The 25,127-nt window shown below is 63.9% G+C and carries 15 protein-coding genes; 10 read left to right on the top strand and 5 right to left on the bottom strand.

Features of this window, described 5'->3' with window-relative positions:
• Positions 1-937: 937 nt before the first annotated feature.
• A complete protein-coding gene (locus EKD05_RS20285) occupies positions 938-1,420 on the bottom strand; it encodes a low molecular weight phosphatase family protein (protein WP_129676544.1) in 483 nt (160 codons plus the stop codon).
• A 468-nt stretch (positions 1,421-1,888) separates the two neighbouring features.
• On the opposite strand from EKD05_RS20285, the gene EKD05_RS20280 reads away from it, so the two are divergent.
• The 6 genes from EKD05_RS20280 (at position 1,889) to EKD05_RS20255 (ending at position 13,558) form a co-directional block, all read left to right on the top strand.
• Entirely contained in the window at positions 1,889-5,950 is a 4,062-nt protein-coding gene (locus EKD05_RS20280; RefSeq protein WP_129676542.1) for a helicase-related protein, read from the top strand.
• Positions 5,951-6,056: 106 nt separating this feature from the next.
• The gene (locus tag EKD05_RS20275; RefSeq protein WP_129676540.1) at positions 6,057-7,760 is read left to right on the top strand and encodes a hypothetical protein; all 1,704 of its coding nucleotides are present in this window, start codon (positions 6,057-6,059) and stop codon (positions 7,758-7,760) included.
• 13 nt (positions 7,761-7,773) lie between these two features.
• A complete protein-coding gene (locus EKD05_RS20270) occupies positions 7,774-9,279 on the top strand; it encodes a hypothetical protein (RefSeq protein WP_129676538.1) in 1,506 nt (501 codons plus the stop codon).
• A gap of 45 nt (positions 9,280-9,324) precedes the next feature.
• Complete coding sequence (locus tag EKD05_RS20265; RefSeq protein WP_129676569.1) at positions 9,325-9,693, top strand: four helix bundle protein; 369 nt, start codon at positions 9,325-9,327, stop codon at positions 9,691-9,693.
• 134 nt (positions 9,694-9,827) lie between these two features.
• Complete coding sequence (locus EKD05_RS20260; protein WP_205704001.1) at positions 9,828-10,895, top strand: N-6 DNA methylase; 1,068 nt, start codon at positions 9,828-9,830, stop codon at positions 10,893-10,895.
• A gap of 8 nt (positions 10,896-10,903) precedes the next feature.
• A complete protein-coding gene (locus tag EKD05_RS20255) occupies positions 10,904-13,558 on the top strand; it encodes a hypothetical protein (RefSeq protein WP_129676536.1) in 2,655 nt (884 codons plus the stop codon).
• Here EKD05_RS20255 and EKD05_RS20250 read toward each other — a convergent pair.
• Complete coding sequence (locus EKD05_RS20250; RefSeq protein ID WP_129676534.1) at positions 13,542-13,880, bottom strand: DUF5615 family PIN-like protein; 339 nt, start codon at positions 13,878-13,880, stop codon at positions 13,542-13,544. The two genes, EKD05_RS20255 and EKD05_RS20250, sit on opposite strands and share 17 nt — an antisense overlap.
• A 3-nt stretch (positions 13,881-13,883) precedes the next feature.
• Positions 13,884-14,213 carry a DUF433 domain-containing protein gene (locus EKD05_RS20245; RefSeq protein WP_129676532.1) on the bottom strand — a complete coding sequence of 110 codons (330 nt, stop codon included), beginning with the start codon at positions 14,211-14,213 and terminating at the stop codon, positions 13,884-13,886.
• Between the two features lie 357 nt (positions 14,214-14,570).
• On the opposite strand from EKD05_RS20245, the gene EKD05_RS20240 reads away from it, so the two are divergent.
• From EKD05_RS20240 to EKD05_RS20220, 4 genes are all read left to right on the top strand, one after another.
• Entirely contained in the window at positions 14,571-15,365 is a 795-nt protein-coding gene (locus EKD05_RS20240; protein WP_129676530.1) for a co-chaperone YbbN, read from the top strand.
• Positions 15,366-15,494: 129 nt separating this feature from the next.
• Complete coding sequence (locus tag EKD05_RS20235; protein WP_129676528.1) at positions 15,495-17,642, top strand: 3'-5' exonuclease; 2,148 nt, start codon at positions 15,495-15,497, stop codon at positions 17,640-17,642.
• A 189-nt stretch (positions 17,643-17,831) separates the two neighbouring features.
• Entirely contained in the window at positions 17,832-18,221 is a 390-nt protein-coding gene (locus EKD05_RS20230; protein ID WP_129676526.1) for a hypothetical protein, read from the top strand.
• Positions 18,222-18,448: 227 nt separating this feature from the next.
• Complete coding sequence (locus EKD05_RS20220) at positions 18,449-23,638, top strand: DEAD/DEAH box helicase (RefSeq protein WP_240695872.1); 5,190 nt, start codon at positions 18,449-18,451, stop codon at positions 23,636-23,638.
• Here the strand turns inward: EKD05_RS20220 and EKD05_RS25970 are convergent.
• Positions 23,622-23,762 (bottom strand): hypothetical protein, encoded by a 141-nt coding sequence (locus EKD05_RS25970; RefSeq protein ID WP_165360850.1) that lies wholly within the window; start codon positions 23,760-23,762, stop codon positions 23,622-23,624. The two genes, EKD05_RS20220 and EKD05_RS25970, sit on opposite strands and share 17 nt — an antisense overlap.
• A gap of 162 nt (positions 23,763-23,924) precedes the next feature.
• Positions 23,925-24,965: a tetratricopeptide repeat protein gene (locus EKD05_RS20215; protein WP_129676524.1), complete on the bottom strand. Its 1,041-nt coding sequence runs from the start codon at positions 24,963-24,965 to the stop codon at positions 23,925-23,927.
• Positions 24,966-25,127: the final 162 nt, after the last annotated feature.

Here is a 25,127-nt window from a genome sequence, read left to right as displayed (position 1 = left end):
GTTCCGCGCAGCAGCCCCTGCACCTTCGTTGATCACCTCGTCGCCCCCAGCGCTGCTGTGTCCTGCCGGGGGCGAGGATCGGCCCTATTGCCAAGATCACCCCCGGTGCTTTACGCCTTTGCGCCTTTGCGTCAAAAAAGTAGGGGCGCAGCAGCCCCTGCGCGTCCGTTGATCACCCCGTCGTCCCCATCGCTGCTGCGCCCTGCCGGGGGTGAGGATCAAGGCCCATTGCCAAGATCACCCCCGCTGCTGCGCCCTGCCGTGGGCGAGGATCCAGCCCCATTGCCATGATCACCCCCGGTGCCCGCCCTATCCCTGTCCTCTGTTGCGGGCGAGGGGCGACGGCACCCCCATTTTTTGCGTTCTTTGCGTTCTTTTGCGGCAAACGCACACCGTTGGGGCGCCGCAACCCCTGCGCATCGGTTAGTCACCACGAGGTGCCTCGCGGCTGCGCCCTGCCGTGGGCGAGGATCAAGGCCCATTGCCATGATCACCCCCATCGCTGCTGCGCCCTACCGGTGGTGCGCATTGGCTATGTTGCGGGCGATGGCACCCCCATTTTTTGCGTTCTTTGCGTTCTTTTGCGGCAACAAACACGATTTCTGTTCGCCCTCAACCCCCAATGCCGAGACGGGTTCCTGCACCGACCATCCCGGTAGGGGCGCAGCAGCTTGCCGATATTGGAAGAGCGCGGCAATACACTTTGGTTCCTGCACCGACCATCCCGGTAGGGGCGCAGCAGCCCCTGCGCGTCTGTCGATCACATCGTCGTCCCCATCGCTGCTGCGCCCTGCCGAGGGCGAGCATCAAGGCCCATTGCCATGATCACCCCCGGTGCTTTACGCCTTTGCGCCTTTGCGTCAAAAAAGCGGTGTTTGCTCTTCTTTGTTCCCCGAAAGCGGGTTGGACGATGTGGCTGGATAGTCTAAACGTCAAATTATCCCAGGTCATCCAAGAACTCCGACGCCGACACGCCGCCGCTCACCAGGAGATGCTCGCGTGACAGGAGGGCCGTGACCTCGCGCTCAATCGCCGCAAGGGCATCCTCCGGCGTGACATCGCCGACGTCGGCGACATGCCAGTACGTGACTCGCTCTGTCCACGCGGGAAAGCGCTCAATGATCAGCGGTTGATGCTCACGCTCGTACAACGCGATGCGGCGGTGCGCCCTGGCGAAATCCTCCTCGCTGGCCTGGGTGGGCACGGGGATGGGGGGCGTCACTGTCACGCCACGTTGCGCTAGGCCGTCCAGGGCGAGCGGTGAGATGGGGCCAACGTTGCCGCTGCCTCGTTCGAGGGCCAGGGCGCGCGAGAAGGCTGTCCAGGGGAGACCAAGCGCTTGCGCTCGCGCATTGAACAGGTACGCAGCGAAGCGACTCCGATAGTAGTTGCCAGTACAGAGAAACAGCAGCGTCTGCATCGTATGAACCTTTCCGTTGGCTCAGCACAAGCGTGAACGAATCCTAATCCACATGGTAATGCATTTGTTCATCTGTTAGTGTAAACTATACTCAGCGGCGCAGATGTCAGTTCTGATTGCTGCACCAGAGTAGATCTGGGTCTCTCGGCTGGTCGGCGTGGGCGCTACCGTTGCTGCGGGTGCTTACGCCCAATGAGCGTGAGATGCTGGGTGCGACGTTGCCGCAGATGATGCTGGGGCATGCAGTGTCGCCTGTGCCGCGTGTTCCTGCATCTCCTGGGGAGCACATTGTCACCGGCTGTTGTTGCTCAAGCGGGTGCGTAGCTTTGCATGAGATGCCACCGACGCGCCGTGCGCGGTCGTTTGTCAGGGTTTGCGTGATTCTGATGCTGGGTCATGTGAGTTAGTCAGGTTGTTCATGTACCGCTTTATCGTACCCACGCCCTTGCTTATGCGAGCAGGTTCCCTATGACAACCCTGCTCCCTGGCACGGAGGTGCAAGCCCGCGGGCTGCGCTGGGAGGTGGTCTTCGCTGACCGCCTTGGACAGCAGACGCTCTACCGCCTGCGCTGCATCGACGGCGGCCTCCGTGGGCGCGAGCTCGATCTGCTTGCTCCCTTCGAATCCATTCAGCCAATCGTGCGCGATCTGCGCCCCGCACGCGCTGCCCCGCTCCTCCACTGGCGCGTCTACCACCAGGCATTCCTGCTGGAGCAGGCGCTTGGCCCTGATGCTCTGCTCGCCGTGCAGCCTGGCCGCCTGCAGCTCGAACCCTACCAGTTGGTGCCGGTGGTGCGTGCCTTGCGGATGAGTCGCGTGCGTCTGCTGCTCGCCGATGCGGTTGGTCTTGGCAAGACCATTCAGGCTGGCCTCATCCTGACCGAGTTGATCGCTCGCCGCCTGGCCCACCGCATCCTTGTCGTCACCCCCGCCGGGCCATTGCTCGATCAGTGGCGCACTGAGCTCGCGGAACGCTTTGGTTTGCGTATGCGTACGCTTGACCGCGCCGCTCTCGATGAGGTGCGCCGCAGTACCGAGAGCGGGGCTAATCCTTTTGACCACCTGCCCCTGGGCCTGGCCTCAATTGACTTTTTGAAGCAGGATCATATTGTCGATCTGCTTGATCGTACCAGCTATGATGTGATCGTGATTGACGAGGCCCACCATTGCATGGATGTCAGTGGCGGTGACCGCGAAGACTCGCAGCGTCGTCGGCTCGCCGATGTGCTTGCCCGGCGCTGTGATGCCTTGCTTTTGCTCACCGCGACGCCCCACGATGGCAATGATCGCTCGTTCGCCTCGCTCTGCGCTCTGCTTGACCCGTCGCTTGTGGATCATGCCGGTGATCTGCGCGGCGACCGTTACCGTGCCCATGTCGTGCGTCGGCTCAAGCGCCATATCGTTGATCCCACGACGGGGGTCGCGCGCTTCCGCGAGCGTGTGGTGCTGCCGCTCCCGGTCACCGCTGAACCAGATCGTCACCCGGCCTTTATCGCCCTCCAGCGTGCCCTGCTTGACCTGATCGCTCCGCAGTTGCGCCGCGCCTTCCGCACCAAAACCTACAGCGATGTGCTCTCGCTCTTTGCCTTGCTAAAGCGCAGTGTCTCGACCGTGGCCGCATGCCGTGAAACCCTCATGGCGATTGGCGACCGACGTCAGGAGATCGTGCGTGGGATTGCGGAGCGTCAAGAGAGTCGTCAGCAGCGGCGGAAGGCGCTGCGCGACATCCAGCGGCGCCTCGAGCGCTTTGGCGCGTTGAGCATCGAGGAGGAGTTGCTTCAGCATCAGCTCCAGGCCGAGGATCTCGTGCGCCTGCTCATCGATGTCCAGCGGGAGATTCGCGCCGACGATCCCCGCCAGCGCCGTGAGGCCGAGGTGGTCGATCAGTTGGGCACGCTCGCCGATCTGGCCGAGGCGGCGCTCAACCAGGATCCCAAGCTCGACCAGCTTGTTGCCACGCTCCAGGCTATCCGCGCCGAGGAGCCACAGGCCAATGTGCTCATCTATACCGAGTACATTGACAGCCAGCGCGCCGCTGTTGAGGCGCTTCAGTGCGCCGGGCTGGGGCCGGTGCTGACCATGAGCGGTGAGCATGATGATGCACAACGCAGCGCGACCACCGATCGCTTCCGAAACGCCGATGGGTTCGTGCTGGTCAGTACCGATGCGGCCGCCGAGGGCCTGAACCTGCACTACCGTTGCCACCACCTCATTCACCTGGAGCTGCCGTTTAACCCTAATCGGCTTGAACAGCGCAATGGGCGCATCGATCGCTTTGGCCAGACGCATGACCCGGTCGTGCGCTATCTCTACCTGCGGGGCACCTTCGAGGAGCGCATCCTGCTGCGCCTCATCGCGAAGTACGAGCGGCAGCGCACCCGGCTGACGTTCGTGCCCAACACCCTGGGAAAGGTTTCAGGGGTCAGGGGTCAGGGGTCAGGGTTTGCCGAGGCATCACTGCTTGCGCTGGAGTTTCTGCGTGAAGATGCGCCGATTTCTAACAACGATCCGTGGCAAGCTGCCGATGAGCAAGTCAACGCGGTGCCGCCCAGCGCAGATGCGGCTGAGCAACCCAACGACGTGGCGCTAACGCCTGAAACCTGGCACCTGAAACCTGAAACCTTCGCGCACGCCAATACGGTGCCGCCCAGCGCAGATGCGGCTGAGCAACCCAACGACGCGGCGCTAACGCCTGAAACCTGGCACCTGAAACCTGAAACCTTCGCGCACGCCAACGCGGTGCCGCCCAGCGCAGATGCGGCTGAGCAACCCAACGGCGTGGCGCTAACGCCTGAAACCTGGCACCTGAAACCTGAAACCTTCGCGCACGCCAATACGGTGCCGCCCAGCGCAGATGCGGCTGAGCAACCCAACGACGCGGCGCTAACGCCTGAAACCTGGCACCTGAAACCTGAAACCTTCGCGCACGCCAACACGGTGCCGCCCAGCGCAGATGCGGCTGAGCAACCCAACGACGCGGCGCTAACGCTTGAAACCTGGCACCTGAAACCTGAAACCTTCGCGCACGCCAACACGGCGCCGCCGAGTGCGGATGCGGCTGAGCAACCCAACGATGCAGCACTAACGCCTGAAACCTGGCACCTGAAACCTGAAATCTTCGCGCACGCCAACACGGCGCCGCCGAGTACGGATGCGGCTGAGCAACCCAACGACGCAGCACTAACGCCTGAAACCTGGCACCTGAAACCTGAAACCTTAGATCGCGAATTGCTGGATGAGATCGACCGCAGTTTGCGCAGCTTCGAGCAGGCGGCCCGCTCCCACGTCTGGTTAGGTGACGCCGGGCTTGCCGCCGATACCCAGAGCATGGAGCGCGCTGTGGCCGCGCGCACGCGCGGCCACAGCGCCAGTATTACCGACCTGTCGGGGTTTGTCTGCGATGCGATCCGGATTGACGGCGGCGACGTGCGCTCTGGCGCTGACCCTCGCGTTCAGGAGGCGCTGCTGCCCGCTGCTTGGGCCCACGGCCTGAGCGACCTGCCTGGCTATGACGCCGAGACCCGCGTGACCCGCCTCACGACTGACCTCAACCTGACCCACGACGCGCTCGGTCGTCCAGTGGGCTTCCTGGGTCGCGCACACCCCTTGGTGCGCCGGGCGCTCGACCGTGTACGCAATCTCTCGTTTGGCAAAGCCGCCGACAGCGGCCAGGATCTCCGGTGTAGTGTCGCCGTTGCCGCCGTGCCCGTGCCGACGCTGCTCTTCACCTTCCTGGGCCGCATCGAGAGCAAGGCGGGCCGCGAACTGGAGCAGGTGCTAGGGGTTAGGGTTCAGGGGTCAGGTTTCAGGTTTCAGGTTTCAGGGGTCAGAGTTCAGGGGTCAGAGTTCAGGGGGCAAGATGACGATGATGGCACCCTTGACCTGACACCTGACACCCAACCCCTGACACCTACCCAGGGTTCAGAGTTCAGGGGTCAAGATGACGATGACGGCAGACTTGACCTGATACCTGACACCCAACCCCTGATACCTGCCCAGGTGCTGCTGAATCCGTCGGACTGGCTGCCGCTTGTGGAAGAGGCCAGGCCCGTGCGTACCACCGGCGTGTACGATCAATACTTTGCTGCCTGGTATGCCGACGCGCTGACGCAGGCGCAGGCACTGATCACGCGTGAGTTTTGTCACGGCGCCACGGCATCTGCCTTCAGCGCCGAGCGCCGCCGTAGCCTTGAGGCAGAGCGCGGGCGGCTCGACGACTGGCTGAGCCAGCTTGCTGAGCGCATCGCGCCGCAAGGGGCTGTGCCCGCGCTCCAGATGGATCTCTTCGCCGCCGACACAGCGCCAGCGGCACAGCCGGCGCGTGCATGGCAAACGCTAGCCGATCCGGTTGAGCGTCTAGCGGCCTTCCACAATGACCGCACAGCTCCGCCACGTCTGCGTGGCGACGCCGAACACGCCCTGCGCATCTACCAGCAGCGCTGTGCCGACCTAGACGCCCGCCTGGCGCTGCGCCCGCCCGAAGTGCTGCCGCTTGGCGTGCTGATGTTGCTGCCTCCAAGCATGCCGTAATAACCAGCCTCACATAACGATGGATGCCGGATGCACAACCCTGCCCACATCATTGCCTATTGGCGCACGAGTCTTGCTGACGCGGATTGCAAAGGAGCATCGCTCTATGTCTGAACCAACCACGCCTTTGGTGCCTGCCTCACCTGCCGCAGCCGCATGGACGCTCTACGAGCCGGGTGAGCTACTCTGCGAGCTGCCCGATGTGCAGCCGCGCCTAGCTAGCTGGGATGCAAAGACTAGCCGCGCCCAGCAAGAACTTCAGGCGTACCTGGATGCGGTTGCGACGCAGGTTGGGCCATATCTTGGCGATCACACGGACCTATACCTGGAGATGGTTATCGATGTACGCGCCCGCGAGCGGCTGCACAAGGAATACGACCTGGAGAATTACCTCTACCCACTGATTAACCGGCTGGGCCACCAGCGCTTTTTACTCGCGAGGGCGAGGAAGTATGTCGCTGTTGATGCGCCCCCAACAGTGCCGTACGATGAGCGGCCACGAGCCAGCATTCGCATCGGTCGTGCCCGTGCATGCACCGATGCGCCCAATGCGGGATGGCAGCATGTGACGGTAGCGATGGGGCCGGGCTCTGAGCAGCCCGAGTGGAAAAAGGAACTCCAGGCACGAATCGCGTCACAAGCCAAAGCCGACCATAAGGCTCAGGGGCCATTCGCGCTCCAACTGGTGTGGGGAGCCGCACCCACGCGTAATTGGTCCAACCTCTGGAAGCCGACTGGCGACTCGCTTGGTCCCCTCCTGGGAACCCTTCATAAGGCCCGCCCATACAGCCCCAATGATGACCGCATCGTCGATCTGCGCCTTCATCGCAACGATGTGGCGGCACTGGGCAATCATCTGCACATCGGGCTCTGGTGGCGTGATCAGGAAGACCCTCAGGCTGTCTACGGCAAGCCCGTCGCCGGCGACGATGAATGGGTCGCCCGCAAGCGCTTCCACCAGAGCTGGTACCGCCACCATGTACTGCGTGCCGACTGTGCTCCTACGCCAGGTCACGGAAACTATCTCAGCGAGAGCGATGCGTGGGAGGGGAGAAATTTCCTGACGCCAGCGATTGCGCAGGTCGCCAGGGAGCGATTTCCTCCGAAGCCAGGCGCGGCTGGAAAAAACCGTCTCTACGGCAATATGCTCTCCAGCCAGCCAATGTGCTTCAATCTCTTCGGCCAGCTGCGTGACAATCCTGACCTTGCACGAAAGCTGGTCTCCTCGCTAATACCTGACTATCCGGTTGACGAGGTGATCGAGATTGCCCTGGAGGTTTCCAATCTACACGAGGTGTTGAAAGACAACACTGCCTTCGACGCCATGATTAGGTACCGATCGGGCCAGGAGCGCAGGTTTGTCGGAATTGAGACGAAGTACTCCGAGCCGTTCTCGGCGAAAAAGGGGGCAGGCACAAAGGCTCGCTATCGTTACTGGTTTGATCATGCCGACCGCTGGTGGCGGCCTGATACTTACGATAAGCTCCTGGGCGCCAATTACCAGCAGCTCTGGCGCAACCACATGCTTGCGCTGGCCCTTAGCGCGAGCGATCCGGATTATGGGATCGGCGAGCTGATCGTGCTCTATGCTCCTGATGATCCAAAAATGGCCGCAGCCCTTAGCGAGTATTGCCAAACGCTCGCCGAGCACACCCCGCCGCCCCGCGCCATTCCCCTTGACACGCTGATTGCCGACTGGCTGGCGCTGGACATTGATGCGGTAACGCGCACCTGGCTCAACGCCTTCTCCGAGCGTTACCTCGACTTCAATGCCTCCGAGGCTGAGTGGAAGCGCTACAGGAACAAGTAGTAGGAACAGATCCATGCCCCTCGACCTCTTACCAGCTTGCATCTTCACCGGCCCGGCCCTGCCGGAGCCTTTCGTGCGCCTGGAGTTGGAGCAGGCGCTCACCAAGGCGGGCCTGTTGTCCAAGGCCTCCGGCACGGAGGGCCGGGAGTTGCAGGAGTCCTGGGAGCGCTATGAGCGCAAGCTGCGCGAATTAGTTGTGCGCGGTGGCTCCGAGCGGGTCTTTAACCATGTCTTGCTGCCGCTCGTTGCGCGGCTTGGCTACGTTGAGCCGGCGGATGGCGGTAAGGTGCGCACGAGTTTGGAGGATGAGGACGGCGGGCGCTTACTTGTCGCTGCGGATGGCTCGCGGCTGCGTGTCTGGGCCACCGAGCTTGAGGCCGATCTTGATGCGCCTGGGCGCCGCGGGGCCGCTGCGCGCTATAGCCCGCTACGTGTTGCCCAACGGGTGCTGCTCGCCGAGCGCGAGCGCATGGGCCTGCTGACCAATGGCGTCGAGTTGCGCTTGATCATCTCTGACCCCGCCCGCACCGATTCGCAGGTGATCATCCCGATCCACACGCAGTGGCGCAAGCGCCGCATCGTCCCCGACTCCTATCGCCTGCTGCTCGCCCTGGCCTCGCCCGCCGGCCTCCGCAAGCTCCCTGAGCTGATCGAGCAGGCCCGCCTCCAGCAGACTCGTGTTACCAACGACCTGCGCCGCCAGGCCCGTGAGGCGATTGAGGGCTTTATTCAGGCGATCCTTGATCATCCGGAGAATAGGGGTCAGGTTTCAGGGGTCAGGTTTCAGGGGGCCGGAGCGCAGGTTTCAGGAGTCAGAGGTCAGGTTTCAGAACAGGGCACAGATGACGAACTGACACCAGACACCAGACACCTAAACCCTGAACTGACACCTGACACCAGGCACCTGACACCTGAAACCCTCTGGCGCGAGGGGCTGGTGATCGTCTACCGGCTGCTGGTCATCCTCAAGCTAGCCGCAAGCGATGACCCGGCCCGCCGCTTTAGCTTCGCCGACTCGGCGATCTGGCGCGGCACCTATGCCCCCGGAACGGCGTTGGCACCGATTGTGCGTGCGGTGCTTGACGAGGGTGCCGAGACGGGGCGCATGCTTGAAGATGGCCTGCGCCAGCTCTTCCGCCTCTTCGCCGAGGGCGTTGAGAGCCAAGAGCTTACCGTGAAGCCGCTGGCCGGCGGCCTCTTTGATCCCGCCGCGACGCCGACGCTCGCCGGGCTGCGTTGGGGCGAGCGCGCCGTGGCCCTGCTGCTCGACCGGCTGCTCTGGACGCCGCGTGGTAAGGGCGGCACCGCCCGTGAACGTGTCTCCTATGCGGCACTCGATGTCGAAGACCTGGGGCGGGTCTACGAGGCCCTGCTGGAGCTGGAGCCTGGGATTGCCGCCGAGCCGATGTGTCGCTTGCGCCGTCAGAAGCTCGAGGTGGTTGTTCCGATTGCGCAAGGTGTCAGGTATCAGGTTTCAGGTTTCAGGGGGCAGATGTCCAGGTTCGGGGTTCGGCCCTGACACCTGACACCTCACACCTCACACCTAGTGTTAGGGAGAGCACCAATGAGCGTCAGCAGTTATCGGGATCTGAAGGTGTGGCAGAAGGCGATGGATCTGGTAGTCGGGTGTTACAGGCTGACAGAGGGGTTCCCCAAGAGCGAGACGTACGGGTTGAGCAGCCAGCTTCGGAGGGCAGCGGTCTCAGTGCCGGCGAACATTGCGGAGGGGCAGGGGAGGGAAGCAATCAAGGAATATCTCCATCACCTCTCGATCGCGAACGGCTCGCTCATGGAGCTGGAGACGCACCTGCTGATCGCGGGTCGGCTGGGCTACACGGAGGATCGGGAGTTGGCTCCGCTACTGGCACAAACGTCGGAGGTTGGCAAGATGCTGAATGGGCTGATAAAGAGTCTGAGGACGAAGACGAGCTGACGTCAGGTTTCAGGTCTCAGGTTTCAGGTGTCAGTGGGCACAGTTCGGAGATCAGTGGAGATGGCTCTGATACCGACGACTCCGGCCTGACACCTGACACCAGAAACCGGACACCTGATCTGAAACCTACAAACGTGGAATGGATCGAAGCCATCCCGCCTGGCCGCTTCTTCCTGCGCGTGGGCCTCGGGCGCAAGTCCAGCGGCTCCTACTATACCCCGCGCTCCTTCGTGCGCTTCCTGGTGCAAGAGACGGTCGGCCCGCAGTGTGATGAGCGTAGCCCTGAAGATGATCCACAGCCCGGTCGCATCTTGGCCCTGCGTGTGCTCGACCCCGCGATGGGCAGCGGGCATTTTTTGGTCGAGGCCTGTCGCTTCCTGGGCGACCGGCTCTATGAGGCGTGCCGCCGCTGTGATGAACTGGCGAGCGTGGCTGAAGAGCAGGCTGCGAAGCTCAAGGTGCGCGATCCCGCTGCGGCGGTGCGCCCCGCCGCCCGTGCCGAAGAGTTACGCCAGCGCGTTGAGGCGCTGCCTGACCCTGACAATGCCCTGGTGGCCTACCTGCCCAGCCGCGCCCGCGAGGGCGACCAGCCCGGCCTCTCCGAGCAGAAGGCTCGTGCGCTCTGCCGACGCCTCGCCGCCGTCCACTGCCTCTACGGCGTCGATAAGAACCCTCTCGCGGTGGCCCTGGCCCGCGTCGCGATCTGGATCGAGTCCCACGCCGAGGGCCTGCCGTTGACCTTCCTCGACCACCGCCTGGTGCTGGGCGACTCGCTCACCGGGCCCTTCGCCGAGCACCTGGCCCGCTACCCTGGCAGCCAACAGCCACTTGACGACATCTTCAACCAGGGCTTGCAGGCCCGGCTCCAGCAGAGCCTTGCCGCCGCGCTGAGCCACGTCGCCGCCCTCGAAGAGAGCGTCGGCATCGACGTGGCCGACATCGAGCGCAAGCGTGCCGCCAAGACCCGCCTCGACGCCGCCCTGGCCCCCTTCCGCCTGCTCGCCGCTGCCTGGGCCGGCGGCGTGATGCTCGGCACGGGCAAGGGCGGCGGCTGTGACGACGACGCGTATGTGGCGCTGGCGCGCCAGGTGTCAGGTGTCAGGTGTCAGGTGTCAGGTGTCAGGTGTCAGGTGTCAGAGCAGGTGTCAGGTGTGAGGTGTCAGGTGTCAGAGCAGGTGTCAGGTGTGAGGTGTCAGGTGTGAGGTGTCAGGTGTCAGGTGAGGACGATGCAGGGCTGACCCCTGACACCTGGAACCTGACCCCTACGCAGGTGTCAGGTGAGGACGATGCAGGACTGACACCTGACCCCTGGAACCTGACCCCTACGCAGGTGTCAGGTGTAAGGTTTCAGGTTTCAGGTGAGGACGATGCAGGACTGACACCTGACCCCTGGAACCTGACCCCTACGCAGGTGTCAGGTAAGGACGATGCAGGACTGACACCTGACACCTGGAACCTGACCCCTACGCTGCGAAGGATGCTTGCGCGGGGCCTGGGGCTACGCGAGTTGCCGGAGGCAATCAAGAGCTATGAGGATGCCCTTGCGCTCATCCTGACCCCTGACACCTGGAACCTGACCCCTGCTTTCCCCTACGACCTGGCCTTCCCGGAAGTCTTCTATGCTCAGGTTTCAGGTGTGAGGTTTCAGGTTTCAGGGGCGGACGAGCCGGGGGCGGAGCTGACACCTGACACCCGACCCCTAACACCTGGACTGACACCTGACACCCGATCCCTAACACCTGAACTGCCGCGCCACGGCTTTGATGTGGTGGTGGGGAATCCGCCGTGGGATCGCATGTTGCCTGCGGATAAAGAGTTCTTTGCCGCCTATGAATTCACGGTGCTTGATGCGCCAACCAAACGTGAGCGTGAGGCCATCGAGCGGCGGATTATGAGCAACCCACAGGCTGCGGCAGCGCATGCTGAGTACATTGAGGAGTTTCGTGGCGTAGAACGTGTGCTGGATCGGCTGTACACCTATCAGGTGGTCGAAATCGACGGCGAGAAAACGATTGGCAAGCAAGACGCCTTCCGTGCCTTCATGGAGCGCAACGCCCAGGTGCTGGGGCCAACTGGACTGACTGGCGTCGTCGTCCCTTCGGCCTTCCACGCCAATGAGGGTGCGACCGGCATTCGTCGCCTCTACTTTGAGCAGATGGCGACACGCTGCTGCTACTCCTTTGAAAACCGCAACAAGCTGTTTGAGATTGACTCACGCTTCAAGTTTGCCCCGGTCGTTGCGGCCCGACAGGGGCCAACGACTGAATTCCCGTGCGCCTTCTATCTTCACGACGATGCCTGGCTCTTTGAGCAGCAGCGTCAAGCGCCGCTGCGCTACAGCCTCGATTTTGTACGCCGCACCGGTGGCGAGTATCTGAGCCTCTTGGAGCTACGCTCGCCTGCTGATGCAGAAGTGGCCCGGATCTGCTTTGCTAACGGCGTACCCTTTGGACAAGTCTGTGAGCAGCTTGGCATCCGGTTGGGTCGTGAGCTACACATGACCGATGACGCCTGGCGCTTCACCCCCACCAGCCAGGTGCTTCCCAACGGCGTAGATCCCCGTGACCCTGAGGTTGCGGCTGCGCTGCGCGAACAGGGCTACCTGGTGCTGCACGAGGGCAAGACCTTTCATCAGTACACCGACATGTGGGAGGCAAGACCCCAGTATTTATTGCACACTCAAAAGATTGGCCGAGCCACTTGGTTGCAGTCTGTTGTTTTTTGGAGACTGGCACTCCGAAAAGTGGCAAGCTCAACCAATGAGCGGACGTTTGTAACGGCTCTGCTACCTGCAGGCGTGCTAACTGGTGATAGTACATTTGTTGATCAAGAATCGTCAAATCATTCAACCGCATATTCCCTACTTTTGCTATCTATTTGTTGCTCATTCAGTTACGATTTTGTGGCCCGTCAGATGGTTTCGGCAAACGTCAACTTGTTCATCGCCAACCGCCTGCCGGTGCCCCGCGCCCTCCTGACACCTGAAACCCGACACCTGACACCTGCTCGCTTCCTCGCCCACTCAGCCCTGCGCCTCACCTGCAACCACGCCGGGTACGCGGCGCTGTGGCGCGAGCAGGTGGGCGAGGCGTGGCGCGAAGAGCGGGCACCCTTCGACTGGCCCGTGCTCAAGGATGACGACGCGCGCTGGGCGGTGCGGGCGGCGATTGACGCGGTGGTCGCCGAGGCCTACGGACTGAGCCGCGAGCAGTACGCCCACGTGCTCTCAACCTTTAGCCACAAAAGCTACCCGCAGGCGCCGGAGCGCTGCCTGGCGGCCTTCGACGAGCTGAAGGCGCTGGGCCTGGAGGCGTTCACAAAGCAGCACGACCCCTACTGGGACATCCCGCTCAATGAGAATCTGCCGGAGCCGGTGATCGAGTTGCCGCTGCCGGAGGGGTCAGGGGTCAGGGGTCAGGGGTCAGGGGCGGAGGATCAGGGGTCAGGGGTCAGGGGTCAGGGGTCAGGGGTGCAGGGCGGGCGGCGCGGGCGCAAGGCCAGCGTGGAGGAACCAACGCCGCTCTACGCCGAGCCGCAGTTGGCCCTGGATCTCGGGGAAGAGTCGCCGCCGGCGCAGCAGGTCATTGACTTTGCGGCGGCAGCCGAGCGCGTGTCGCCGCGACCTATGCGCAAGGCGGCGGAGGTACGGCAGGGGTACCGCGCTGACGAGGCCGAGCGCTACGAGCGCGTGAAGGCGCTGCTCGCCGAGCGGGCCAGCCTGAGCAGTGGCGAGGTGCAGGGGTCGCTGGAGGTTGACGTAGCCACGGCACGGGCGCTGCTCAGGCGCCTAGTGGACGAGGGGTTGGCGCGGGTGGAGGGCGAGAAGCGGGGGACAAGGTATGTGGGGGTTACGCAGGCCGATTGACCCTCAGCAACTGGCCGTCGAGCGCCGACTGCTCGGCCAGGGTGGCAGCGATGCGGGCCGCCTGGCCAACAAAGTCCGGGTCGTAGGTGCAGACGATGATACCAGCGTGGGCCGGCGTCGCACGATGGAGCCTAATGAAATGCTTGCGGTTGATCGTCAGCAGGGCACGGCCTTCAGCCACCGCAAAGGCCAATACCTCCTCATCGGGGACGGCTCGCCCAGCATTTCCGGCCTCCTGGCTGGTCAGCAGGTCGTAGCCGAGCCGCCGCAACTCTGCGACGACGGGGAGGGGGAAGTTCTCGTTCGCGTAGAGCTGTGCCATTGCCTACGCTGCCTCGTTTTCGGCGATCTGGGCCTCGATCGCGTCAGGGTGCGAACGGTAGTAGGCCCAGGCATTGGCAAGGTCCTCGGCCCGCAGCGCTGGGTAGGCCCGCAGCAGGTCGATCTCGCTCGAGCCAAGCCGACGCGCCTGGACGAGCACCCAGACCGGGATGCGCGTGCGCACGATGCAGGGCTCGCCGCCACTCACGCCGGGGTTGCTCTCGATGCCGGGGAAGGCGTCGCCCAGATCGCGCACAACCCACTGCAGCACCTGGGCCTTCTCGGCGCGGGTCAGATGCTGAAGGAGTTGTTCAAGCGTAGCTAACGTACTCATCGTTTCGGCGTTCCCCAATTCTCGATGCTCGTGATTGCAAAATGATTGTAGCACAGGCGCAAGCGTTGCGGGCCTCACTATGCCGTTACGTATGCTGATTGCCTATCCAAGCCGTGCGCATGTATTCCTGCCCACGCAACTATACTGAGAACGACACCGCATGGCGACTAGCGCTGATCAGGTAATGGTGCCGTAAGCCTTGCCACGTATACTGGTGTTAGCTTCCGAGCAACTATACTGAGAACGACACCGCATGGTGACTAGCGCTGATCAGGTAATGGTGCCGTAAGCCTTGCCACGTATACTGGTGTTAGCTTCCGATCTACCAATGCAACAAATGTGCAGGATTATCAACCGATGCGCATGCTCACCACCCACAACTTCGATCAACTCACCCTAAACGGCGAGGAGATCACCGTCGTCCTCTTCGGCGATGATAGCATTGACTGCCGTAAGGCCGAGCGCCAGATGGATGCTATCGCAGGCATCTTTGCGGGTGCAGTGCGCTTCTTCTACGTCGACACCTACGAGAGCGATGCCCTGGCGGCCCGCTACGGAGTGATTTCGTCCCCGGCAGTGGTCCTGTTGCAGCGCGGCCTCGCCCACTGGCGCTTTGAAGGGGCGCTGAGTCGCGAGGCGATCCAGGATCTCAAGCGCAGGCTCTTCACGGTAGGCGTAGCATCAGCGCCAGAGCCGGGGCCGATCGCGCCGCCAAAGCGTGCGGCACCGCGCTGTAATCTGCGGGCCACGCAGCCAAACGGTTACCGCGCCACCGACCGGCAATCCGCTCAACCAAACGGCTACCGTGCCACCGACCGGCAATCCGCTCAGCCGTATCGTAGTCGGCCAGAATTCTCCTTCGAGGAGACGGTGATCGTCCCGGTGCTCACCCTCTTTGAAAACAAGGCCCACATTATCAGCGAGCGTGATCTTGCGCTGGCGATGGCCCAGACCATCCGCTATCATGCCAAAGCGAGGCAACTCCGCTCATTTGTCGTCACCGCGACTGAGGGGCTCTGGGTCTTTCGGCGTTCAGGCAACCAGGCGACCCTTGAGCAGCGCTTCACCAGGGACGAGTTGACCCACGGCGCCCTCGAGGCGAAGCAGTTGCTGATTGAACTGAGCTGTCGGCGCCGCAAGCCCCTGGTGTAGCGGCACCTGGGAGTGCCCCTTTTGGTGACCCTGTTCCGGGTCGTTTCCGCACTTTGCCCTTGTTTACAGCTCGCCACCGTATTTGCACTGCGCCTACATCGAACTGGAGATCCTTGCCCTGGAGCCAGCATGAAGAAATGGAATGTGATCGCGCCGCCGACCTTTATGAATGAGCTGATCGGCTTGCCCACGGCGGTGAGCCGCCTGGTCACCCAGAAGGTCAAGGTGCTCGAGCGTGACCCGATCTCGGCCCAGGGCGATGCCAAGAAGATTGGCAACCACAAGCCGCCGATCTACCGCGTGCGCATCGGGGCCTACCGCCTGTTCTATAGCTTCGGCGATGGTTGGGTGAAGCTGATTGGCGTGCGGAAGCGCGATGACCGCACCTACGCCGATGCGCTCAGCTCTGGTGTGGTGCCCGAGGGTGCGCCGCCGCCGGAGTTGCTCGCAGTCGATTTGCACGAGGAACCGGCCATTTACGAAGTTGACGTATCCGCGCCGACGGACGCCAGTCTGCCCGAAGATGACGCCGCCGATGCGGCCCTGCTCGGCGTGGAGACCCCGGCGGCTCCGCTGCTCGAACCACGTCTGCTCCCCGTCACGATGAGCGAGGGACTGCTGCGTCAGTGGCGCATTCCTTCACCACATTGGGCGGCGCTGCTCGCGGCACGCACCGAGGATGATCTGCTGCTGGCTGGCGTGCCGACCGAGCTCTTCGACCGGATCTGCGATATCCTCTACCCGCGCTCGCTGGCCGAGATCGAGCGCCAACCCGAGTTGGTGCTCCACGAGCCGGAGGATCTCGACCGTTTCGTCGAGGGCGAACTGACCACGTTCCTGCTGCGCCTCGACGCTGACCAGCAGCGCATCCTTGAGACCTCGCTGGAAGGGCCAGCGCTGGTCAAAGGCGGCCCTGGTACGGGCAAGTCGGTGCTGGCGCTCTACCGCGTGCAGCGCCTGGTCGCCGCTGGGCGCACGCCGATCCTCTTCACCACCTACACCAACGCCCTGGTGCGCTACTCCGAGCAGTTGCTGGAACGGCTGCTCGGCGGCCCGCCGAAGGAGCGCGGCGTCGAAGTCAATACGGTCGACGCCGTGATCTTCCGCCAGTACGTGCGCGCCTACGGCAAGCCGAACTTCGCGATTGCTGGCCAGCAGGAGGCGCTGCTCGCGCAGGTGTTGGCGACGATTGAGCTGCCCGCACCCAATCAGTTCGACCGCAAGGTGCGTCAGGAGGTGCTCGCCCGGCTCGGCAACGACTATCTGCTTGACGAGTTCAACAGCGTGATTGAGGCACGTGGGGTAGCAACGCGCGACGAGTACCTGACCCTCGAGCGACGCGGGCGCGGGCTGCCGCTGCGGGCCAACCTGCGCGAGGCGATCTGGGCGCTCTATGTGGCCTGGAGCACCGCGCTGGAACGCGAGGGTCTGACCACCTGGGAGCGCGTGCGCCGCCAGGCGCTCGAACTGGCCCTGAGCCAGCCGACCAAGCCCTACCAGGCGGTGATTATCGACGAGGCCCAGGATCTCTCGCCAGTCGCACTGCGCTTCCTGCTGGCCTCGGTTGCCGCGCCGCAGGGCGTCTACCTCACCGCCGATGCCTCGCAGTCGCTCTACCAGCGCGGCTTCAGTTGGAAGCAGATCCATAGCGACCTGAGCATGCGCGGGCGCACCGTTCTTTTGCGGCGCAACTATCGCAACACAGCTGCGATTACCGCCGCCTGCGCAGCCATCTTGGCTGGCACCGAGGCGGGCGACGCCGAGAGTATCGTCCAAGAGCCTGCTGCGCATCAGGGTATCGCCCCGACGCTCCTGCTGGCGCGGGATGACCAGCACGAAGTGGAGGCGATCCGCAGTTTCTTCGCACAAGCCGCCCGCGAGCTGCGGCTACCGCTGCACGCCGGGGCGGTGCTCTGCCACAGCCAAGCGCTCGCCCAGCAGATCGCCGCCCGTCTGAGTCGTCAGGGCGTGGCGGCAGAGTTCATGAGTGGCAAGCAGATCGACCTGCGCAAGCCGGTGGTCAAAGTGCTGACGCTGCACTCCTCCAAAGGGTTGGAGTTCCCGATGGTCGCGATCATGCGCCTGGAGGCGGGCAGCCTTCCGCATGAGCTCGAACATCTACCGGAAGAGGAGCAGGCGGTCATACTTGACCAGCAGCGGCGGCTTTTCTATGTCGGCTGCTCGCGGGCGATGCGGGCACTGCTGGTCTGTGCCGTCGCCACCGCGCCCTCGCCGTTCGTCGCCGGGCTGAACGAACCGCTGTGGCAACGTTGTTAGGTGTTAGGTGTCAGGTGTCAGGTGTCAGGTGTCAGGTGTTAGGTGTCAGGTGTTAGGTGTTAGGTGTTAGGTGTTAGGTGTCAGGAAGCAAGAACCTTGACCGAATGTGAGTAGTTAGGGGTTAGGGGTTAGCAAGCAAGAACCCTGAAACCTGAAACCTGAAACCTGACCCCTAAAAAAGGAGTATCAATGAGTGTTCCTCTGCGTCTCGCTGACATCCTGCCGAAAGGGGATGCCGCCCTCCAGGCGTTGAGCCAAGCCCTGGCCCAGCAGGTCTTCGTCTTGGATTGGACGGAGGTGGCCACGATCACGCCCGCGCAACTCGACGCGCTGTTCGCCGCCGTGCCCGCCACCTGGGGCTTCGTGGAGTTTGCCGAGGTGCTCGATACCGCCACCCTGCAGCCGACCGTCGCTGAGCAACTGAGCGCCTGGGTGGAGGATCGTCAGGTTTCAGGTTTCAGGTTTCAGGTTTCAGATCCGACCGCTGATTATGCTGCCCAGACACCTGACTCCACGGCTCCAGACGTTGGTTATGCGGCCCAGACACCTGACACCAGACACCTGACACCAGACACCTGACCCCGACGCTCCACCCCATTCTGGCCCTCGAGCGGGTCACCGATGAGTACCGCAGCTACCTGCAGTCCGAGTTTCGGGCCAAGGATCCAACGCTCAAGGCGGCTCTTGAGACGGCGCTCACCCAGCCGCGCTTCCTCGCTCAAGATCCGTTCTACCAGGTTCACCGACCCTTCCGCGCCGGGCAACGCTGGGCGGAGCTTGGACTTGACCCGAATCTCGCCCGTGTGATGCAGCGTCGCTCGGGCAGTGCGCGGGCCTACCAGCACCAAGCGGCGGCGATCCAAACCCTACTCGCCGCCGAACCAACCTCGGTGGTAGTCACGACCGGCACCGGGAGCGGCAAGACCGAGGCTTTTCTGCTGCCGGTGATCCAGAATGCGATCGCTGACGCCGCATCCTTCCGTCGCCCTGGGCTGACCACCATCCTGATCTACCCCATGAATGCCCTGTCCAACGACCAGTACGAGCGCATCAAGGCCTACCTTGACGAGTCGGGCTGGGCAGGGGCCGTGGACGTCGCGCAGTACGACCGCAGTACGACCCAGCAACGCCGCCGCGAGCTGCGCGAACGTCCGCCGCACATCTTGCTGACCAACTACGTCATGTTGGAGTACCTGCTGGTGCGCCCAGCCGACCGCGATGCAATCTTTGCCAATCACCGTTGCCGCTTCCTGGTGCTCGATGAGGTGCATACCTACCGTGGCACGCTGGGCAGCAACATCGCCCTCCTGGTACGTCGGCTACGCGCCCACCTCGCAGGTGCTCAGCAGAACTGGATGCTCACGCCGCCCGAGGAACTGCGCGCCCGCCGCTTCCCGTCGCTCGTGCCGGTCGGTACCTCGGCGACGATTAAGAGCATTGCTGACGACGCGATCAGCCCCGCAGAGCGGGTTCAGTTGCGCGATGAGGCGGTGCAGGAATTCTTTAGCAAGCTGACCGGGGTCGCGCCAGTCAGTATTCGCGTCATCGGCGAGGAACTTGAACAGGTTCCAGCGATCAGGTATCAGGTTTCAGGGATCAGGTTTCAGGGGGCAGAGATCGGGGATCGGGGATCGACCCTGACCCCTGACACCCCACACCTGACCCCTGATTCGGAGCTGTGGGTTGAGCGTGATGGAGTCATGCAACCTGAACCGATCCGGCTTTCCGCAGCGCTTTGGGCGCAACTTGTGCCTTCCCTCCCGCCCCACGCCCTCACCGCCGCTACCTCAACCCTGACACCCGACACCTGGAACCTGAAACCTGGCATCTGGAACCTGATCCCCTTGATCAATCGCTGGCTGGTGCGCCAGCCGCTCTCCCTTGAACAGATCGCCCAGCGCGTCCAGGCTGAACTGCCCACGTACGCCAGCGCCTCCTTTGGAACGGTGCGTGCCGAGGTCGAGGCTGCCCTGATCATCGGCGCAGCCCTTCCCGATGCCACCCCGGGCGCACTGCGCCTGCGCGCCCACCGGCTCATCCGCGGCGGCTGGCAGTTCCACCGCTGCGTTAACCCGGACTGCGGGTGCCTCTACCCGATGGGCGAAGCGACCTGTGGGGCCTGTGGCTATCCGACGGCTCCGCTGTACCTCTGCCGTAGCTGCGGGGCCCACTACCTGCGTTTCGTCGGCGACGACGAACATGATCCGACGACCGGCCCGCTCCGCCCAAGCACCAGCAAGACCGATGGCTTTGAGTGGATGCTGTATGAACCCGCCCGCTTCGCCACGACCGTCGGCGCACTCGAGGAGGAAGACGAGGCTCCGCCGATGCCGACCCGCAATCGCAAGCAGACCAGGCAACTCAAAGGGCGTGTCGTCAGCGAGGGTTCCTTCGACCCGCAGCACCTGTATTTCAGCAGCACCAAGACCGATTTCTCGCTCCAGGTCACGCTTGCGCCGGCCCGCACCGCATGTCTCTGCTGCGGTGCCACCCTAGGCAATCGCAATGTGCTCACACCGGTGGCCCTGGGCACCTCAGCGGCGGTCAAGGTCATGGCCGAAGGGTTGGTCGAAGCCCTGGCCGAGAGCCACCGTGCCGACCCGACCCACGACGGCAAAGAGCGGCTGCTCATCTTCAGCGATAGCCGCCAGGATGCCGCCCACCAGGCCCGCTTCGTCACCTTTGCCGGGCGCTACGACCGCATGCGTCGGCGTGTGGTCGATCTGTTGCGCCAGCAGGAAGCGCGTTCCATCCAGGATCTGGTGCAGGCGCTTGGCCAGTGGGCGCTGGAGGCCAACGATACCCCGCAACGCCCACGCGGCACCTTCGCGACCGCTGATGAGCTTGAGCGGGTGCGCGCCTATGAAGAAGCGCCCCTCCTCGATGAGATCGCGCTCAATGCGGGTTACCGTGCGACACTGATCAACCTCGGCCTCGTAGAGATCGCCTACGATCGCCTAGAGGAGTATGTCGCCACCCATGGGGCTGCGCTCCGCCAGACCCTCGGCTTTGCGACTGCCGACCAGTTGACCTACCTCTGCCGCTGCCTGCTCGACGAGATCCGGGTACGCGGCTGTCTCTCCCGACCGATGCTGCGCTACCACCCGCAGCACCCGAGTTGCCCGGCCTATGTACGGGCAGCCGAGTGGGAACGCCGGGTGAAGCAGCCGAGCGGCTACGCCCTAGGCGATGATGGGCAGCCGGTCGCCTACATGGAGCGGACTGACGTACCGCTAGGTGTGCGGCTCAACAACCCCTGGCGTCGCCCCAAAACCGGTGGGCGCAGCCCGAGCCTGGAGCGCATGCTCACGTTGCTCTGCCAGGGCTTTGGTGCAGCGCAGGCTGACGAGACGGCCATGGTCGCCTTGCTGCGCTTCCTCCAGGAGGGAAGCTTCCTCATCGCCGCCGACCTCTACGGGGCCAGGGATCGTACCCGCCTCCTGCAGGTCAACGCCGAGAGCATTCGCCTGCGCCTGGTCAACGACGCAGCGCGGCTCCGTTGCAACACCTGTTCGCTGCCGGTTCTTGGGGCGACAGCGGGCCTGCCCTGTCCGCGCTGCCATGGACAACTCAGCCCCTGGCCTGCCGCTGAGCTTGCGGCCAACCGCACCGTGCAACGCATCCAGGCAAACACTATCGTACCGCTCGTCGCTGCTGAGCATACGGCGCAGGTGCCGACCGCACGGCGTACCGTGATTGAGCAGGAGTTCAAGGCAACGCTGCGCGAATCGCCACTGAACCTGCTTGCCTGCTCGCCGACGCTCGAGATGGGCATTGATGTTGGTGGTCTGGATGCGGTCATCTTGCGCAACGTGCCACCCCGGCCCGACAACTACGCCCAGCGCGGCGGGCGCGCCGGCCGACGAACGCGGGTCGGGTTGGTGCTGAGCTATGCCCGTAGCACCCCGCACGACCAGTACTTCTATGACAAACCCGCCGAGATGATCGCGGGTGAGGTACCGGCCCCGGCGCTGGCCCTCGGCAACCGCGACACCATCCTGCGCCACCTGAGCGCGATCGCCATTGGCGCTGCCGAGCCGGGGCTGGCCGGCAAGATGCTGCAGTACATCAATCAGCAGGGCCAGATCAACCAGACCGAAGTCGATGCGCTCCTGATGGGCGTGCAGGCCCAGATCGGTCACGCCCTCGCTTTGGCTCGCACTGCCTGGGGCGAACAAATTCTCCCGGCGGCGGGCCTGAGCGAGGCCGACCTCCGCGCACATCTGGAGCAACTCCCTGCCCGCATGCAGGATGTGATCGACCGCACCGCGCGCCAGGTGATCGAGCTGCGCACCGCCGTCGAGCGCTTCAACCTGAACCTTCAGCGCGAGCGGGACGCCATGCGTGCAGCCGATCTCGTCCGCCGCCTGCTCGGCGTCAACATGGGCGAGGGCGACGCGGATGACCGTTCGTCGGGCTACCCGCTGCGGCGCTTTGCCGAGTTTGGTCTTTTGCCAGGCTACGAGTTTCCTGCCGAACCGGCGGCACTGCGGCTCCGCGGTGATGCCAACGAGGACGACCCGATCAGCGTGGCCCGTCGCTTTGGCATCGCCCAGTTTCAGCCCGAGGCGACAGTATATGCTCGTGGCGCACGCTGGAAAGTGGTCGGGCTAGACACCGCCTCGCCCTGGAACCCGCGCAGCGAGGGACCAAGTTGGTTGTACCGCCAATGCCGACGTTGCACCCTCCGCTTTGATGCCGATGAGCCCGCCTGCCCGCGCTGTGGTAGTCAAGAGCTTGGCCCGGCCTACCCGTCTGTCGCGTACGGCGGCTTTCTTGCCATACGTGACGAGAGTCCGATCCTGGACGAAGAGGATCGTTATGCCGTCAGCAACCGGGTAAGCGGCCATCCGCAGTGGGGGGGTGACGTGGTGGGCCGTTGGACGACCGGGCCGGGTTGGGGACTCCGCCTGAGCCGCAACGAGGAGGTGCGCTGGCTCAACGAGGGTCCGCCACCCGGGCCAGCGGAACGGGCCAGCAACCAACTTCTGACCGAAGACGCGGCGGGCTACCGACTCTGTGCGAGCTGTGGCAACATCCTGAGCATTCCGATGGCGGCAACAACCGTGAAGGGGGCGCGGCGTCAACCCCGTGTCGGCGACAGCGCCCAGGATCCCTTTGGTCACCGCCAGGGCTGTCCTGAAGCAGGGCGGGAGCCAACCCCAACGGCGCTTATGACCACTACCCGCGCTGAGGTGCTGCGCCTGCTCGCCCCCGTACCTGACGGGGCGGACACAGAAGATCTGACCACATGGGGCTTGACCCTGGGCTACGCCTTGCGGCTCGGTATGCGGCACCGCTATATGCTGGACGGCCCGGAAATCGAGTTTCTGCTTGAGGGTCCCTGGGAGGTCAACCAACAGGGGCGAACCTACCAGCAGATGGCCTTAAGTTTCATCGACCCGAGCGTAGGCGGCAGTGGTTACCTCCCGCGCATCGCCAATGAACTCCACCTGGTTGCCGTGCGTGCCATTGAGCACCTCGACCACGCGAACTGCACGACCGCCTGTTATCGCTGCCTGAAATCCTACGAAAACCAGCGCCATCATGATCGGCTGCGCTGGCCGCGCATCAGTGCCGATCTGCAAGCCCTGGCCGAGACGCCGCCAGTCGTGCGCCCGCTCGAACGGGGCGACATCGACGACCCCACCCCATGGCTGGAAGCCTACACCGCAGGCGTGGGATCGCCGCTGGAGTTGCGCTTCCTACAGCTCTTCGCAGCCCACGGCTTTCACCCCGAGCGCCAGGTACCAGTCAGCCCCGACAGCGGGCCAGCGATCTCGGTTGCCGACTTCGCCGTACCTGAGCGGCGGCTCGCCATCTACATTGATGGGGCGGCTTTCCACCGCGGTGCCAACCGCGCCCGCGACGCCCATTTACGCGAGCGCCTACGATCCGGCGAGCCGCCGTGGACGGTCGTGGAGTTGCGGGCGGCTGATGTAAGCCGTGGTGCTGATCTGGTTGCCGAATTATCGACAATCATCCGTATCTCGTGACGAAAAGATGGGCGTGGATCTGGCGAAGGGTCGCGTCGGTGAGCAGGCGTCGCGACTCAAGGAGGGCCTGTTTTTCCGCCAGGCGACGGGCGAGGCGGGGATCCATGCGCAGTGACGTGGACACGGTGCCGTCCTTTCAAAAGCTGCGTTGGCGCGATACGACATCCGAGCCTCACATTGATCGTTCACCGCACCCCAGTGAGTCCATTAACCTACCCTTGGCGAGATCGCCGCGTATGTGGCAAGATCGCCACGCATGCGGCGCAGGGCCGGGCAACAATGATCATCACGGCGACGCGATCAGCGCCAGCACCCGCTCGATCAGCGCCGCGTCCTGGTCGTCGAGGCCCACCACGAGTGCCTCCCGGTCACGCTCCCCCGCCCAGATACGCTCGACCGGCTCGCGCAGCCTCCAGCCCTGCTGCTCTAGCTGGGCCAGCGCCTCAGTGACGTCCTGCCGTGACGCATTGTCGCCGTTCGCCACCGCAGCAATCGCCCGCATCAGCGGCTCGAATTGGCGTAGCACCACATTCATATCCGGGCCACCACCGATGATCCCGGCTTCCTGAAGCTGCGCACGCACCGCATGACGTTGATCCTCTGGCAGGGCGGCCATGGACGCCTGAAGAGCCACGGCATCGCCCTCACGGAGCGCGGTGCGCACCGTTTCCGGCAGGCTGTTGAGCAGTGCTTCAAGGCGTTCGATCAACGCCAGCACCTGGTCGATCAGCGCCGCGTCCTGGTCATCGAGACCCGCCACGAGCGCCGCGCGATCCCGCTCCCCCGCCCAGATGCGCTCGACGGGTTCGCGCAGCCTCCAGCCCTGCTGCTCAAGGTGCGCCAGGGCCGCTGTGACTTCCTGCCGTGGCGCATCGTCACCGGTGGCAACGGCGGCGATGGCGGCGAGGAGCGCGGTGACGTCGCTGGGCGGCGGGGCGGCCGTTCCCCTCAGGCGTTCCTGTATGGCAGCCAGACTCCGGCGTGAGCCCTGCGTGTCGGGGTGGTCAGGCCCGAGACGGGCTTCGCGAATCACCAGCGCCCGCCTCATCAACCGCTCGGCGGTCTGGACATCGTCCTGGTCATAGTGATTGAGCGCGAGGTTGTTGAGACTGGTGGCGGTGTCGGGATGGTCAGGGCCGAGCACGCGCTCGCGAATATCCAAGGCGCGTGCGTAGAGCGGGCGGGCGGCGTCGTGGTTCCCCTGGGCATAGTGCAGGGCCGCGAGGTTGTTGAGGCTGGTGGCGGTATTGGGATGCTCGGGGCCGAGCACGCGCTCGCGGAGGGCCAAGGCGCGTTCATAGAGCGGGCGGGCCGCGTCGTACCCTATGTGCTAGACTACCTTTGGACACCATGCTCCCAAAAACCCGTTGCATGCAGGGCGGTACGAGAGGATCGTTGTGATGACTACCCACAGCCCTGAACAGCCAGCTCCCGCCGCCGAAACGCTTGACACGGAAACCCCGGTACGGCCTCCGTCATCCTGGTCGGC

Origin of the sequence: Candidatus Chloroploca sp. Khr17 (assembly GCF_004138165.1) — a bacterium.
GTDB lineage: Bacteria > Chloroflexota > Chloroflexia > Chloroflexales > Chloroflexaceae > Chloroploca.
Note: the sequence above shows the minus strand (reverse complement) of the source record. Positions and strands in the feature narration are given on the sequence as shown.